Raw genomic sequence first — 14,983 nt, forward strand, 5'->3', positions numbered from 1 at the left:
GTGCGGCGTGCCTTCGGCGTGGCGTCGGTGGCTTCGGTCGTGTCGACAGCGGCCTCGGCTGCGGTCGTTGCCTTGCGCGTGCGGCGTGCCTTCGGCGTGGCGTCGGCGGCCTCGGCCGTGTCCACCGCGGTCTCCGCTGCGGCCGCCGACTTGCGGGTGCGGCGGCGCGGCTTGGGTTCCGTGGTCTCCGGCGCACTCTGCGCACCCTGCGTGCCCTCGGCCGTGTCCACCGCGGTCTCCGCTGCGACCGCGGCCTTGCGGGTGCGGCGGCGCGGCTCGGTGGCGGGGAGCTCCTCGGGGTCTGCGAGCTGCGGGGCCGTGGCCGTCTCGGGCGCCTGTACCGCTTCCGTGGCCTGGGCGGCTTCCTGCGAAGTCGCCCTCGGCTCCGCCGACTTGCGGGTGCGACGGCGGCGCGGCTTGGCCGGGGTCTCCTCGGCCGGGTCCAGGGACGGACCCTCCGCCGTCGTGACGGCTGCCTCCGCGGCCTCCGCGGGAACGACCGTCGGGGTCGGCTCCGTCGAGGCTCCGCCTCGGGTACGGCGACGGCGGCGCGGGGTGCGCGGGGCCGTGACCGACTCCGCCGTGGCGGCCTGCGCGGACTCGTCCGGGGTCGCGGAACCGGCGGCGGGCGCCGGCGTCGCGTCCAGCGGGGCTCCGTTGCGCGTACGGCGCCGGCGTCGCGGCGTACGCGCCGGGCGCTCGCGCTCCGACGAGGTCGAGCGGGACTCGTCCCGGCCGCCCCGGCCACCGCGACCGCGCGCACCGCGTCCACCGGTCTCGCCGAGGTCCTCCAGCTCCTCCGCCGCCAGCCCGGCGCGCGTGCGCTCCGAGCGGGGCAGGACGCCCTTGGTGCCCGCGGGGATCTTCAGTTCCTCGAAGAGGTGCGGGGATGTGGAGTACGTCTCCGGCGGGTCGTTGAAGTCCAGCTCCAGCGCCTTGTTGATGAGCTGCCAGCGCGGGATGTCGTCCCAGTCGACGAGCGTGATCGCCGTACCGGAAGCCCCTGCACGGCCCGTGCGGCCGATGCGGTGCAGGTACGTCTTCTCGTCCTCCGGCGACTGGTAGTTGATGACATGCGTCACACCCTCGACGTCGATGCCGCGCGCGGCGACATCGGTGCAGACGAGGACGTCCACCTTGCCGTTGCGGAACGCGCGCAGCGCCTGCTCGCGGGCGCCCTGGCCGAGGTCGCCGTGGACCGCGCCGGAGGCGAAGCCGCGGCGCTGGAGCTGCTCGGCGATGTCGGCGGCGGTGCGCTTGGTGCGGCAGAAGATCATCGCAAGCCCGCGGCCCTCGGCCTGCAGTATCCGCGCGACCATCTCCGGCTTGTCCATGGAGTGCGCGCGGTAGACGTGCTGCGCGATGTTCGCGACGGTCGCGCCCTCGTCGTCCGGCGCGGTGGCGCGGATGTGGGTGGGCTGCGACATGTAACGGCGGGCGAGGCCGATGACGGCGCCGGGCATCGTCGCCGAGAACAGCATCGTCTGACGCCTGACCGGCAGCATGTCGATGATCTTCTCGACGTCGGGCAGGAAGCCCAGGTCGAGCATCTCGTCGGCCTCGTCGAGGACGAGCGCCTTGATGTGCTTGAGGTTGAGCTTCTTCTGGCCCGCGAGGTCCAGCAGCCGGCCCGGGGTGCCGACGATCACGTCGACGCCCTTCTTGAGGGCCTCGACCTGCGGCTCGTAGGCGCGGCCGCCGTAGATGGCGAGAACGCGTACGTTGCGTACCTTGCCCGCCGTCAGCAGGTCGTTGGTGACCTGCGTGCACAGCTCGCGCGTGGGGACGACGACGAGCGCCTGCGGGGCGTCGGTGAGGGATTCGGGCTGGGCGCGGCCGGCCTCCACGTCGGCGGGGACGGTGACGCGCTCCAGAAGTGGGAGGCCGAAGCCCAGCGTCTTGCCGGTGCCGGTCTTGGCCTGGCCGATGACGTCCGTGCCGGAGAGGGCGACGGGGAGGGTCATCTCCTGGATGGGGAAGGGAGTGATGATGCCGACGGCTTCCAGGGCCTCGGCGGTCTCGGGGAGGATCCCGAGTGAGCGGAACGTCGTAGTCAGGGTGCTGCCTCTTCTGTGTGCGCGGTGCGAGGCGAGCGCGGGGGTCTTTGACGGACCGTGCCGGGGACGTCGGCTGCCTTACGGGCTGGCCGTAGGGCACGGGACCACTGCCGACGCTCTAGCGCTCGTACCGCTGAGGGTGTCCCTCCGGTCGTCGTACGCACAGTGCCGTACGGCCGGGGAGGGCTGTCGGGTCGGAGCCGATCGGGCCACCGACCGGGCATCCTCATAACATGCGACCCGTTGAGATACGTCTGAGTACTCAGCGGGTGCATTACCACCATACCCCGGAAACGCGCACATGCGATGGCCGAATTGGTCACGTAGTCGGCGTCACAGTGATTGACCAGGGACTTCCGTGGCGCGGCGAGCGGACTATTGTGCGCTTCATGACGACGCCTGACAACACCTCTGACGCCTCCGACACCGCCGAGCCCACCGTCGAACACACCGGGGTCGCCGCCCAGGACTGGGCGCGGGCCTCCGCCGATCCGCAGTACCGGGCCGCTGTCGTGGATCTGCTCGGCGCGCTGGCCTACGGAGAGCTGGCGGCGTTCGAGCGGCTGGCGGAGGACGCGAAGCTGGCGCCGACGCTGGCGGACAAGGCGGAGCTGGCGAAGATGGCGTCGGCCGAGTTCCACCACTACGAGAAGCTGCGGGACCGGCTGACGGAGATCGGGGCCGAGCCGACGGAGGCGATGGAGCCGTTCGTCGCCGCGCTGGACGGGTTCCACAAGCAGACGGCGCCTTCCGACTGGCTGGAAGGGCTCGTGAAGGCGTACGTCGGTGACTCGATCGCCAGTGACTTCTACCGGGAGGTCGCGGCTCGGCTGGACTCGGACTCGCGGGGGCTGGTGCTGGCCGTGCTCGACGACACCGGGCACGCTTCGTTCGCCGTGGAGAAGGTGCGCGCTGCCATCGACGCCGATCCGCGGGTCGGCGGGCGGCTGGCTCTGTGGGCTCGGCGGCTGATGGGGGAGGCGTTGTCGCAGTCGCAGCGGGTGGTCGCCGACCGGGACGCGCTGTCCACGATGCTGGTGGGCGGGGTCGCGGACGGGTTCGATCTCGCGGAGGTCGGCAAGATGTTCTCGCGGATCACCGAGGCGCACACCAAGCGGATGGCCGCGCTGGGGTTGGCGGCGTAGTTTCCTCCCGCCCGCTTCTGAGAGGTGTGGCCGTGGCCGGCGCTGAAGGCGTCACCGCTTCGGCGGCCGGTTCCTCGGGTCTACGCGGTCGCCGAGTGGCGGCGGAGTCTTCCCGCGGGGCGTACCAGCAGGGAGAGGGAGGCGGCCGAGACGACCGCCGAGCCGATCAGGATCACGACGAGGTTGCCGAAGTCGAGCGCGGTGTGCGTGATGAACGCGCCGAAGAGGGCGCCGGCGACACCCGTCGGCAGGACCAGGGAACGGGCGGGCAGACGGTGCGGCAGGCGGTGTGCCGCTGCCCATGCGAGGGCCAGGCCGAGGATCGCGGAGCTGATCGCTTCCAAGAGCATGTCGGGGTCCCTCCCACATGGCCGGCCCGCTCGAATCGGTCGTAGCCCGTCATACCCCTGACCTGCGGAATGCAATCCTCGTCTGTGAGCGGCCTGTGTGCCGTTCGAGAGACAGGGGGAGAAGAAAGCGCAATGGGAGGGCCCGGCGATCTGCATCGCCGGGCCCTCCCATTGCGTCCGGTTTCGGCGGGGTCCGCCGACGCCCTCCTACAGCGCGCCGAAGCCCACCTTGCGCGGAGCCGGCTCACCGATCTCCACGTACGCGAGGCGGTCGGCCGGGACCAGGACCTTGCGGCCGTGCTCGTCCACCAGGCTCAGCAACTGCGTCTTCCCGGCGAGCGCCTCGGACACCGCCTGCTCGACCTCCTCGGCGCTCTGACCGCTCTCCAGAACGATCTCGCGGGGCGCGTGCTGCACGCCGATCTTGACCTCCACGGCTATGTCCCTCCGACGGTCAGTGAAGTGCGCGACCTTTCCGCGCCGTACCCAGCACACATTAGCCCGGAGAGGGGACGCGCACGCTCCGCCCGAGAACGCCAACAGCGAACAGAGGACGGGAACAGACGTCCCCCGGCGCCCTGTGTCAGTGGTGGTCGCTGCCGTGCAGCGGGAAGCCCGCGATGCCCCGCCAGGCGAGGGACGTCAGGAGCTGCACCGCCTGGTCGCGCGGGACGCTGCGGTCGCTGTGCAGCCAGGAGCGGGCCACGACCTGGGCCAGGCCGCCGAGGCCGGAGGCCAGCAGCATCGACTCCGCGCGCGAGAGGCCGGTGTCCTCGGCGATGACGTCGCAGATCGCCTCGGCGCACTCGTTCGTGACCTTGTCGACGCGCTCGCGCACGGCCGGCTCGTTCGTCAGGTCCGACTCGAAGACCAGCCGGAAGGCGCCGCCGTCGTCCTCGACGTACGCGAAGTACGCGTCCATCGTCGCCCGTACGCGCTGCTTGTTGTCGGTCGTCGACGCCAGCGCGTTGCGTACGGCCTCGATCAGCGACTCGCAGTGCTGGTCCAGCAGGGCGAGGTAGAGGTCCAGCTTGCCCGGGAAGTGCTGGTAGAGCACCGGCTTGCTGACGCCGGCGCGCTCGGCGATGTCGTCCATCGCGGCAGCGTGATAGCCCTGCGCGACGAAGACCTCCTGGGCTGCGCCCAGGAGCTGGTTCCGTCGGGCACGGCGCGGCAGGCGAGTGCCCCGCGGGCGTGCCGCCTCTGTCTGCTCGATGGCTGTCACGCCGCCTCCCAAAGTCGTCCACATGCGGTGTGCGCCGCGCGGCCATCGTACTTTTCGGTAACCCTGCTGTGCGCGGTGCGAGCGCAGAATTTCACGGACCGGACGGTGACGAAAGTCGCGCGGATGGTTTCAAATCGGGGCGGAGCGGGCAACAAGCCGCCTCTTTCCTGCTCAGCGGCACTCTTTTGATCGTCCATCGGCGTCGTCTGTCGGCGTCGTGCCTCGGAGCCGTGCGTCAGCGATAGTCGTCCTCGTCGGTGGAGACGACGCGTGTCTGTTCGATCAGATCGGCCTCGTTCGCCTGGTCCTTGTCCGCTTCGGTGAGCCGGTCGTCGCGGTCCGGCCTGACGTCGGCGTGCTGCTCGGCCGCGTCGGCCCGCGGGGCTTCGACGTCGTACTCCTGGGACTCGTCGGTGTCGTCGTCCACGAACGTCTCGGGGTCGGTCGGATCGACGGCCATGGCGGGCTCCCTTCCTAGGGGTCCCCAGGGGCGTGACGTCCCCGGGTGAAGCAGGGGTCACATCCGGGTGCCCTGCGTACGAGCCTAGGAGACACCGGTTTCGGGCGCTATGCGATCCGCGGGCGGATGTGCGGGCAATTGGGGAGTACTCCGGCGAGTGCGGGGTGGGTGGGGCCGGTTCCCGGGTCCGGGAAGGCCGGTTCCCGGATCGGGGGACTGCCATGTACGTGTCGACTTGTGACGGCGAACACATGAACCACTGCGTGATCGTCTCGTAACATTGCCGCATGTCTTCGACCGAGTTCCCGTCCGCGCCGGCCGCCAGTGCGCTCCCCAAGGCGGCGACCGTCAGGGTCGCGGAGGGTGAGCGGCTGCGATCGGTCGGACTGCCCGGGATCTCGCTGTCGGTGCGCTCGAGACCACCCGCGCGCGAGGGGCTGCCGCCCGCGCTCTACGTCCATGGACTCGGCGGTTCCTCGCAGAACTGGTCGGCGCTGATGGCGCAGCTCGAGGGCGACGTCGACTGCGAGGCGATCGACCTGCCGGGCTTCGGCGACTCGCCGCCGCCGGACGACGGCGACTACTCGATCACCGCGCACGCACGCGCGGTGATCCGTTATCTCGACGCCTCCGACCGCGGCCCCGTCCACCTCCTGGGCAACTCGCTCGGCGGCGCGGTCACCACGCGCGTGGCCGCCGTACGGCCGGACCTCGTGCGTACGCTCACCCTGGTGTCGCCCGCCCTGCCCGAGATCCGCGTCCAGCGCACCGCCGTGCCCACGGCGCTGCTCGCGGTGCCCGGAGTGACGGCGCTCTTCGCCCGGTTCACCCGGGAGTGGACGGCCGAGCAGCGGGTCCGCGGCGTGATGAACCTCTGCTACGGCGACCCCGGGCGGGCCACGCCGGAAGGATTCCGCAACGCCGTCGAGGAGATGGAACGGCGGCTTCGGCTTCCGTACTTCTGGGACGCGATGACGCGTTCCGCGCGCGGGCTGGTCAACGCGTACACCCTCGGCGGGCAGCACGCGCTGTGGCGCCAGGCCGAGCGGGTGCTGGCCCCGACGCTGCTCATCTACGGCGGCCGCGACCAGCTCGTCGGCCACCGCATGAGCCAGAAGGCCGCCCGCACCTTCCGTGACTCCCGCCTGCTGAGCCTTCCGGAGGCCGGGCACGTGGCGATGATGGAGTACCCAGAGCTGGTCGCCCGGGAGTTCCGCGAACTCCTCGCGCAGACGGGGGAGTCGGTGGACGGGAGCGTTGCGGGTGCGGGTGCGGGTGCGGGTGCGGGCCCGGACGGAGCCGGGAGTGCCGCCGCCGGTGACGGTGGGGCCGTGACCGAGAACGCCGGGAGCTGAGGCGCGACGTGGGACGCCACAGCCGTCGCGGGTCGGCAGCCAAGAGGGACACCGCGGACACGACAGCACGACAGAGCTCTCGGGGAGCGTCGCCGGAGCCGGGTACGGCCCAGCGCGGACCGTCCGCACCGGGGCCGGGGCCGGGCCCCGGCAGGGTGCCGGGTGCGCGACCCGGTGGGCCCGGGGGGCCTGGTGCGCCTCCCGGTGCGGGGCCGAGCGGGTGGCCTCAGTCCGGTGGGCCTGGTGGGCCGAGTGGTCGCCGAGTGCCGGGTCAGGCGCCCGCACGGCCGGGGATGCCGACGGGGGGCGCGCAGGCGTACGGCGGGCGCGGCTTCCCTGAGGGCACGCCCGCGCAAGGGGTACCGAGGCTGCCTGACGGCACGCCTGTGCATGGCTTCCCGAGGATGGCGGACGGTACTCCGGCGCATGGCTTCCCGAGGTTGCCTGACGGTACTCCGGCGCGTGGCTTTCCGAGGCTGCCTGACGGTACTCCGGCGCATGGCTTCCCGAGGTTGCCTGACGGTACTCCGGCGCGTGGCTTTCCGAGGCTTCCCGACGGCACGCCCGCCCGTGGCTTCCCGGGACCGGTGGACGGCACTCCGGCGCACGGTTTCCCGAGGCTTCCCGACGGCACCCCGGCCCATGGTGTGCCCCGCTTCACGGACGGAACGCCGGCCCACGGCACGCCCCAGGCCCGTGGCAGCCACCCGGAGCAGCGCGAACAGGGCGGTGGCTGGGGTGACTTGAGGGGCGGGACTGGCGTCGTCCAAGGCGCTCCTGGAGCCCCCGGCGCTCCGCCCGCGACCGGTGTCCCGCTGCCGCACCCCCGGCAGGCGCCGCGCTCCGAAGGCCCTCGGCAGGAGTACCTCGACGCCTTCGAGCGGTACGGCGAGGACGTCGACCTCTTCGCGCCCCGTACGTCCGAGGCCGCGCACGCCTCCGCCCCGTACGCCACCGTCACCGACTGGGACACCGGGCCGGACGTGGGCGTCGCGAACGACACCGAGGCCGACGACGACGCCCCGCCGACCGGTGAGCCGGTGCAGGCACAGGGCGGCAAGGGGCGGACCTTCACCGGCATCGCCGCTGCCGCCGTCGTCACCGTGCTGGCCGTCGTCGTCGCCGGTCAGGTCGCCGAGGGGCCGGACGACGGCGACGTACAGTCGCAGTCCGCCGCCGACGAGGCGCGGGACGCCGGGGACTCCCCCTCGCGCGCGGACGGGCGGCCGACGCCGTCCGGTGCGCCGGGCGCCGTTCCGCTGACGTACGAGCAGAAGATGGCCGCGACATACCGGATCGACGCCGACCTCAAGGGCTCGGGGGAGTTCGACGCGATCCCGGGGATCGACAAGGGGCCCGGCACGGGGCAGAAGTTCACCTATCGCGTGGACGTGGAGCAGGGGCTCGGGCTCGACGGCGAGCTCTTCGCGCAGGCCGTGCACAAGACGCTCAACGACGACCGCAGTTGGGCGCACAACGGCGCCCGTACCTTCGAGCGCATCCACAGCGGCAAGCCCGACTTCGTGATCACGCTCGCCAGTCCCGGTACGACGGCCGACTGGTGTGCCAAGTCGGGTCTGGACACCACCGTGGACAACGTCTCGTGCGACTCCGCCGCCACCCAGCGCGTGATGATCAACGCGTATCGGTGGGCGCAGGGGTCGGAGACGTTCGGTGACCGGATCCTTGAGTACCGGCAGATGCTGATCAACCACGAGATCGGTCACCGGCTCGGCTATCCCCATGTGACCTGCGACAAGGACGGCGAGCTCGCCCCGGTCATGCAGCAGCAGACCAAGTTCCTCGACCACGACGGGATCCACTGCCGACCCAACCCCTGGGCTTACCCCGGGAGTTGACGGGGCCGATATTCACTGTCCGTCAGCCTCGGGTATGACGATCCGTGCACGCTTGATCTCCTACCGCGATGGAACGCGACCCGCACGGGAAAGTTACGACCGTTCACCCCTTTTGGTGGCGCGATGGACAACCGTCCGTCGCGCCACCGCCCTGTCCGCATACGTTCGTCCCGCTGTGAGTCGCCGGGGGAACGGCGGCTCCCCTTAAGGGAGATCGGGGGTGCACTCGTGCGCATCGGACTGATTGCGGAGGGTGGCTATCCGTATGTGAGCGGTGACGCCAGGCTCTGGTGCGACCGACTCGTGCGCGGGCTGGCACAGCACGAGTTCGACGTCTACGCGCTCAGCCGCAGCGAGCGCCAGGAGGACGAGGGCTGGGTGCCGCTGCCACCGCAGGTCAGCCGCGTACGCACGGCGCCGCTGTGGGTGGCCGAGGAGGACGGCGCGGTGTATGGCCGGCGCGCGCGTCGGCGGTTCGCCGAGTGCTACGGCGAGTTGGTGGCCGTGCTCTGCGAGGGGGGCGCCACAGACGCGTCCAAAGCCTCCGAGGACGCCTCGGCCCTTGAGGCGGACCGTTTCGGCAACGCGCTGTACGGGCTCGCCGAACTCGCCCGCGACGAGGGCGGCCTGGTGGGAGCGCTCCGCTCCGAGACCGCCGTACGCGCCCTGGAGCGCGCCTGCCGGGCGCGGGGCGCTCTGCAGACGGCGCGCGAGGCGCGCGTACCCGATCTGCTGACCGTCGCCGCCCACCTGGAACGCGCCCTGCGCCCCCTCTCCCTCGACTGGTACACGGACGACGGACTGGGCTCGGTCGACCTGTGCCACGCCACGTCCGGCGGCCCCGCGGCCCTGCCCGGCCTGCTCGCCCACCACTTCTGCGACGTACCGCTGCTGCTGACCGAGTACGGCGTCCGGCTCCGCACGCACTACCTGGCCACTCCCGACGCCTCGCCCGCCGTACGCTCCCTGCTCGCCGCCTTCCACGGCCGGCTCGCCGCCGAGGCCTACGCCCGCGCCGCCCTCGTCACACCCGGCAACGGCCACGCCCGCCGCTGGCAGGAACGCTGCGGCGCCGACCGCGCGAAGCTGCGCACGGTCTATCCCGGCATGGACGCCTCCCGCTTCGCCGAGGTCGGCGAGAGTGCCGAGTGCGCGGACCCGGACTCCCTGGTCTGGGTCGGCCGCGTGGAACCCACCAAGGACCTGGTGTCGTTGCTGCACGCCTTCGCCGAGGTCCGCAAGGAGGAGCCGAAGACCCGCCTGCGGATCGTCGGCACCCCCGTCGGCCCCGAGGGCGCCGCCTACCTCGGCCACTGCAAGGCGCTGGCCGCGCAGCTCTTCCCCGACGAGGCCGAGGGCCCGCACGCGGTCGGCGACAACCCGGTCTCGTTCGAGGAGATCGGCGGCCCGGAGCTTCCGGCCCTGGCCGACGCGTATGCCTCCGGCGCCGTGACCGTCCTGTCCAGCGTCGTCGAGGGCTTCCCCATCGGCCTGGTCGAGGCCATGTTCTGCGGCCGTGCGACGGTGTCCACCGACGTCGGCGCGGTGGTCGAGGTCATCGGCGGCACCGGTCTCGTCGTACCGCCGCGCAATCCGAGGGCGCTCGCGGAGGCCTGCGTCGCGCTGATGCGCGACCCCGAGCGTCGCGAGCGCCTGGGCGCGGCCGCACGCGCGCGTGCGCTCGAACTGTTCACCGTCGAGCAGAACATCACAGCATTTCACAGCATTTACCTGGAGATCGTCTCGCGCACCCCGGTCCGCCGGGTCGTCCTGGACGAGGCCGGAGCCCCGCTGCCCTTCGCCGTTCCCGCCGAGGCCCACGTCCCCGGCCGCTGGACCGGGCGAACGGCCCGCCTGGTCGCCCGCGGCGGCCCGCCGACCCCCGTACGCGCCACCGTGACCCCCGCGACAGAGGGGGCACGATGAACGGCCTGGGAGGACTGGACCGCCCCGCGGCCCCGACCAGCCCCGGAGCATGGGACGAACGCTCCGAGGAGTCGCCGGCCGACCAGGAGGACACCACCCCCGGCGAGGACCGGACCACGGCGGCCCGCCCCGCCCGCCGAACGGGCGCCGACCCGGTGAAGGCCCTGCTGCACCGCCACCGCGACCTGTGCGAACGCGCGGTGGACCCGCTGGAGATCGCGGCCGGTCTGGAGGCCCACGGCGTCACCGACCGCACGGCGGCCCGCTTCCTGCACCGGGACGTCTTCTCCCTGGCCGAGGAGATGTACGCCCGAACGCCCCGGAACGGCGACAAGCCCCGGGCCGGCGATGAACCCCGGAACGGCGATAGGCCCCGGGCCGGCGATGAACCCCAGGACGGCGGTACGCCCCGGGACGGCAATGCGCCCGGGGGGACCAAGCCCCTCACCACTTCCCGCCCACGAGCCGACTGGATGCTCCTCACCCTCCTCCCCGGAGCGCTCTGCGTGGCGACGGTGGTCGGCCTGCACCTCACCCACGGCCAGACCCGCCTGATCACGGCGGCCGCAGGAGCCCTAGCCGTGCTCCTCGCCCTGCGCGCGGCCCTGGCCCGAGGCCCCCTCGCCACCAAGCACGCCGGCCGCCCGACCGCCACCCGGATCGGCTGGCTCCTCCTCTACGCCCTCCTGGGCGACGGCCTCCTCCGGGCAGCCGCGGCAGGCGGCCCCGACGCCCTGCCGACCGGCACCGCAGAGGGCCCCTGGCCTCTCGCCACGGCCCCCCTCCTGGCCCTCGCCCTCTCCTGCGCCCCCGCCGCCTGGTGCGCCCACCTCCTGGCCGTACGGGCCCGCCACAGACTCTCTGCCAGCCGCGCCCTGAAGGACTTCGCCACCTCCGCGAAACCCCTGCTCCTGGCCATCCTCGCCCTCTACCTGGGCGCCCTGACGGCCCTGCTCACCCTGACCGCCGCCATCCTCGACGAGCCCGCCGCCCACCCCCAGACCCTCACCCTGGGCGCCCTGCTGTTCCTGTCCCGCCTCCTCACCACCCACGGCTTCACCCAGGCCCCCGCACTGGTCCTCACCGCGGCGGCCTCAGCCGAGGCGACGGCCCTGACGACCCTCTTCACCGCCCGACTCCCCGGCTGCGACTGGCTGGCGACCCCGGTCCGGACCCTCGTCGACACCTGGGGCCCGGCAGCCATCCCCACGATCGCCTGCGGCGCGGGCACGCTGACGCTCCTGCTGCACGCGATGCGCACGCTGACCAGGGCGTCGGCACACGCACCACGGGACCAGCCGTGGTGACACGCCGGCACTCCTCGCGGAACCCCGCAGCAGGCACGCGCCCCCTACGAGCCACCTGAACCTCCTACCTGAAGCCCTCGAAGGAGACCCCCAAATGATCACCTCCCGACCCGACCACCCCTCGGCAACGGGAGCCGCCCGATGAGAGTCCTCCTGATCGGAGCCAACGGCTACCTCGGCCGCTTCGTAGCCGACCGCCTCCTCGCCGACCCCGCGGTGCAGCTCACCGCACTGGGCCGCGGCGACGACGCCGACGTCCGCTTCGACCTGGCCTCCGGCAGCCCCGGCGCCCTCACCCGCTTCCTCGACGCGGTCCACCCCGGCGTGGTCGTCAACTGCGCGGGCGCCACCAGGGGCGGCGCCCGCGAGCTCACCCGCCACAACACCGTCGCCGTCGCCACCGTCTGCGAGGCCCTGCGCCGCAGCGGCTGCGGTGCCCGCCTCGTCCAGATCGGCTGCGGCGCCGAGTACGGCCCGAGCCAGCCCGGCTCCTCCACGGCGGAGGACGCCGTGCCCCGCCCCGGCGGCCCGTACGGCGTCAGCAAACTCGCCGCCACCGAACTGGTCCTGGGCTCCGGCCTGGACGCCGTGGTCCTGCGCGTCTTCTCACCCGCGGGCCCCGGCACGCCCGCCGGCTCCCCCCTCGGCCGCCTGGCCGAGGCCATGCGACGCGCCATGCAGTCGGGCGACGGCGAGCTCAAACTCACCGGCCTCGGCGCCCAGCGCGACTTCGTGGACGTCCGTGACGTGGCCCGCGCCGTCCACGCCGCCTCGCTCTCCGCCGCGCAGGGGGTCATCAACATCGGCTCCGGCCGTGCCGTCCGCCTGCGCGACGCCGCCGCCATCCTGGCCCGCGTGGCCGGCTACGGCGGTGCCCTGCACGAACTCGACGGCCCACCCGGCCCGTTGCGTCCGTCCATCGGCCACCCGCGCGCCGACTCCGACCATGTGACCCACCCGGGAGCACACGCGGGAGCCCATGCGGCCCACACCGCCCCCGTCGCCTACCCGGACGGCTGCGGAAGCTGGCAGCAGGCCGATGTCCGCACCGCGCGCGACCGGCTCGGCTGGCGCCCCCGGATCAACCTCGAGGAGTCCCTGGGCGACATCTGGATGGAGGCGGCATGCCGTATCTGACCGGTGCACGGTCGCCCGCGCCGAGCACCGACCTCCACACCGGCCTCGGCATCCCCGGCTATGCGCACCCCCTCCTCGCCCCCACCGAATGGGGCGAACTCACCCGCCCCGGCACTCCCGTGCACTGGGTCGTCCTCAACGTCGCCGAGGGCCCCGGCTCCCGCCCCGACCCCCACTGCCTGGAGGCCGCCGGCCGGCTCCGCAACGCCGGAGTCCGCGTCCTCGGCCACCTCGACACGTCCTCCCTCGACCGGGTCCACCTCGGCACGGTCCACGGCGCCCGCGCCTTCGGGGAGGTGATCTCCAAGGCACACCGCTATCTCGACTGGTACCGGGTGGACGGCTTCTTCCTGGACCGCTGCCCGACCGACGGCACCGCACTGCCCGACGTCCTGCGCACGGTCACCACCCTGCGGGCGCTGCGTGACAAGGCCCACATCGTCCTGGGCCACGGCACCCACCCGTACCCCGGCTACGCCGAGTGCGGCGACCAGCTCGTCACCTTCTGCGGATCGTGGAGCGACTACCGCTGGTCGCAAGTCGCGGAGTGGACGGCCGACTATCCGCCCGACCGCTTCTGCCACTTCGTCCACGGTGTGCCGCTCGGCCACCTCGACGAGGCACTGCGCATCGCCCGCTGGCAGGGCGCCGCGACGATCTGGTTCACCGACCGCACGGACTGCGGTGGCCGGATCGACCCCTGGGAGACCATGCCCGGCTACTGGGACGAAATCGTCTCGCGGATCGGAACAGGTGTCTCGGAATGAAAAAGGCCATGGCACTGTTACGAGGAGAACAACCGTAGTGATCGACCGACCAACGGAGTCCCCGTGTCGCTGCCACCCCTGGTCGAGCCGGCCCCCGAGCTCACCGTAGACGAGGTCCGCAGGTACTCCCGCCACCTGATCATCCCCGACGTGGGGATGGACGGGCAGAAGCGGCTGAAGAACGCCAAGGTGCTGTGTGTGGGCGCCGGCGGCCTGGGCTCGCCGGCGCTGATGTACCTGGCCGCCGCCGGTGTCGGGACGCTCGGCATCGTGGAGTTCGACGAGGTCGACGAGTCGAACCTGCAGCGTCAGATCATCCACAGCCAGTCCGACATCGGCCGCTCCAAGGCCGAGTCCGCGCGCGACTCCGTCCTCGGCATCAACCCGTACGTGAACGTGATCCTTCACGAGGAGCGGCTCGAGGCCGACAACGTGATGGACATCTTCAGCCAGTACGACCTGATCGTCGACGGCACGGACAACTTCGCGACCCGCTACCTGGTCAACGACGCCTGCGTGCTGCTGAACAAGCCGTACGTGTGGGGCTCGATCTACCGCTTCGACGGCCAGGCATCGGTCTTCTGGTCCGAGCACGGCCCCTGCTACCGCTGCCTCTACCCGGAGCCCCCGCCCCCCGGCATGGTCCCCTCCTGCGCCGAGGGCGGCGTGCTCGGCGTGCTGTGCGCGTCGATCGGCTCCATCCAGGTCACCGAGGCCATCAAGGTCCTCACCGGCACCGGTGAACCGCTGGTCGGCCGCCTGATGATCTACGACGCCCTGGAGATGCAGTACCGCCAGGTCAAGGTCCGCAAGGACCCGAACTGCGCGGTCTGCGGCGAGAACCCGACCGTCACCGAGCTCATCGACTACGAAGCCTTCTGCGGCGTCGTGTCCGAGGAGGCCCAGGCGGCGGCCGCCGACTCCACGATCACTCCGAAGCAGCTCAAGGAGTGGATCGACGACGGCGAGAACATCGAGATCATCGACGTCCGCGAGATCAACGAGTACGAGATCGTCTCGATCCCCGGCGCCCGGCTGATCCCGAAGAACGAGTTCCTCATGGGCAGCGCCCTGGAGAACCTCCCGCAGGACAAGAAGATCGTCTTGCACTGCAAGACGGGTGTCCGCAGTGCGGAAGTCCTCGCGGTCCTGAAGTCCGCGGGCTTCTCCGACGCCGTGCACGTCGGCGGCGGCGTCATCGGCTGGGTCAACCAGATCGAGCCGGACAAGCCGGTGTACTGAGCCTCGGCTCGTCCTGCCTTCCGGTCGGGGGGGGGGGGGGGGGGGGGCCCCCGGGGCCCCCCCCCCCCCCCCCCCCCCCCCCCGGGCCGGCCCCCCCCCCCCCCGCGCGGGGGGGGGGCGGCGGCCCCCCCGCGCCCCGGCCGCCCCCGCTCC

The 14,983-nt window shown here is 72.3% G+C and carries 13 protein-coding genes; 8 read left to right on the top strand and 5 right to left on the bottom strand.

Translation table 11 applies throughout. From position 1 onward, the window contains the following. The coding region (locus tag ACP4J3_RS49295; protein WP_426544589.1) for a DEAD/DEAH box helicase at positions 1–1,964 on the bottom strand (1,964 nt) is incomplete at its 3' end. A gap of 482 nt (positions 1,965–2,446) precedes the next feature. On the opposite strand from ACP4J3_RS49295, the gene ACP4J3_RS49300 reads away from it, so the two are divergent. After that, a complete protein-coding gene (locus ACP4J3_RS49300) occupies positions 2,447–3,202 on the top strand; it encodes a ferritin-like fold-containing protein (protein WP_426544591.1) in 756 nt (251 codons plus the stop codon). An 80-nt stretch (positions 3,203–3,282) separates the two neighbouring features. Here ACP4J3_RS49300 and ACP4J3_RS49305 read toward each other — a convergent pair whose 3' ends face one another. The 4 genes from ACP4J3_RS49305 to ACP4J3_RS49320 all read right to left on the bottom strand — a co-directional run bounded on the left by ACP4J3_RS49305 (position 3,283) and on the right by ACP4J3_RS49320 (position 5,237). Next, on the bottom strand, positions 3,283–3,552 hold the full coding sequence (locus ACP4J3_RS49305) for a hypothetical protein (RefSeq protein WP_426544593.1): 270 nt from the start codon (positions 3,550–3,552) through the stop codon (positions 3,283–3,285). 207 nt (positions 3,553–3,759) lie between these two features. Then, a complete protein-coding gene (locus ACP4J3_RS49310; protein ID WP_426544594.1) occupies positions 3,760–3,987 on the bottom strand; it encodes a DUF3107 domain-containing protein in 228 nt (75 codons plus the stop codon). Positions 3,988–4,135: 148 nt separating this feature from the next. After that, a complete protein-coding gene (locus tag ACP4J3_RS49315; protein ID WP_426544596.1) occupies positions 4,136–4,777 on the bottom strand; it encodes a TetR/AcrR family transcriptional regulator in 642 nt (213 codons plus the stop codon). Between the two features lie 235 nt (positions 4,778–5,012). Then, positions 5,013–5,237 (bottom strand): hypothetical protein, encoded by a 225-nt coding sequence (locus ACP4J3_RS49320; RefSeq protein WP_426544598.1) that lies wholly within the window; start codon positions 5,235–5,237, stop codon positions 5,013–5,015. A gap of 287 nt (positions 5,238–5,524) precedes the next feature. Between ACP4J3_RS49320 and ACP4J3_RS49325 the strand changes: the two genes are divergently transcribed. The 7 genes from ACP4J3_RS49325 (at position 5,525) to moeZ (ending at position 14,830) form a co-directional block, all read left to right on the top strand. Then, on the top strand, positions 5,525–6,592 hold the full coding sequence (locus ACP4J3_RS49325) for an alpha/beta fold hydrolase (RefSeq protein ID WP_426544600.1): 1,068 nt from the start codon (positions 5,525–5,527) through the stop codon (positions 6,590–6,592). Between the two features lie 293 nt (positions 6,593–6,885). Further along, positions 6,886–8,451, top strand: a complete 1,566-nt coding sequence (locus ACP4J3_RS49330) for a DUF3152 domain-containing protein (protein ID WP_426544602.1) — start codon at positions 6,886–6,888, stop codon at positions 8,449–8,451. A 228-nt stretch (positions 8,452–8,679) separates the two neighbouring features. Next, positions 8,680–10,377 (top strand): DUF3492 domain-containing protein, encoded by a 1,698-nt coding sequence (locus ACP4J3_RS49335; protein ID WP_426544604.1) that lies wholly within the window; start codon positions 8,680–8,682, stop codon positions 10,375–10,377. Beyond that, on the top strand, positions 10,374–11,684 hold the full coding sequence (locus ACP4J3_RS49340; RefSeq protein ID WP_426544606.1) for a hypothetical protein: 1,311 nt from the start codon (positions 10,374–10,376) through the stop codon (positions 11,682–11,684). Before ACP4J3_RS49335 ends, ACP4J3_RS49340 begins: the two co-directional genes overlap by 4 nt. Positions 11,685–11,825: 141 nt before the next feature. Next, a complete protein-coding gene (locus ACP4J3_RS49345) occupies positions 11,826–12,821 on the top strand; it encodes an NAD-dependent epimerase/dehydratase family protein (protein WP_426544608.1) in 996 nt (331 codons plus the stop codon). Then, the gene (locus ACP4J3_RS49350) at positions 12,809–13,588 is read left to right on the top strand and encodes a spherulation-specific family 4 protein (RefSeq protein ID WP_426544610.1); all 780 of its coding nucleotides are present in this window, start codon (positions 12,809–12,811) and stop codon (positions 13,586–13,588) included. The genes ACP4J3_RS49345 and ACP4J3_RS49350 overlap by 13 nt, the downstream gene beginning before the upstream one ends. A 63-nt stretch (positions 13,589–13,651) precedes the next feature. Then, complete coding sequence (moeZ, locus tag ACP4J3_RS49355) at positions 13,652–14,830, top strand: adenylyltransferase/sulfurtransferase MoeZ (protein WP_426544612.1); 1,179 nt, start codon at positions 13,652–13,654, stop codon at positions 14,828–14,830. The last annotated feature ends 153 nt before the right edge of the window (positions 14,831–14,983 follow it).

Origin of the sequence: Streptomyces sp. UG1 (assembly GCF_049974585.1) — a bacterium.
In the GTDB taxonomy this organism is placed as follows: Bacteria; Actinomycetota; Actinomycetes; order Streptomycetales; family Streptomycetaceae; genus Streptomyces.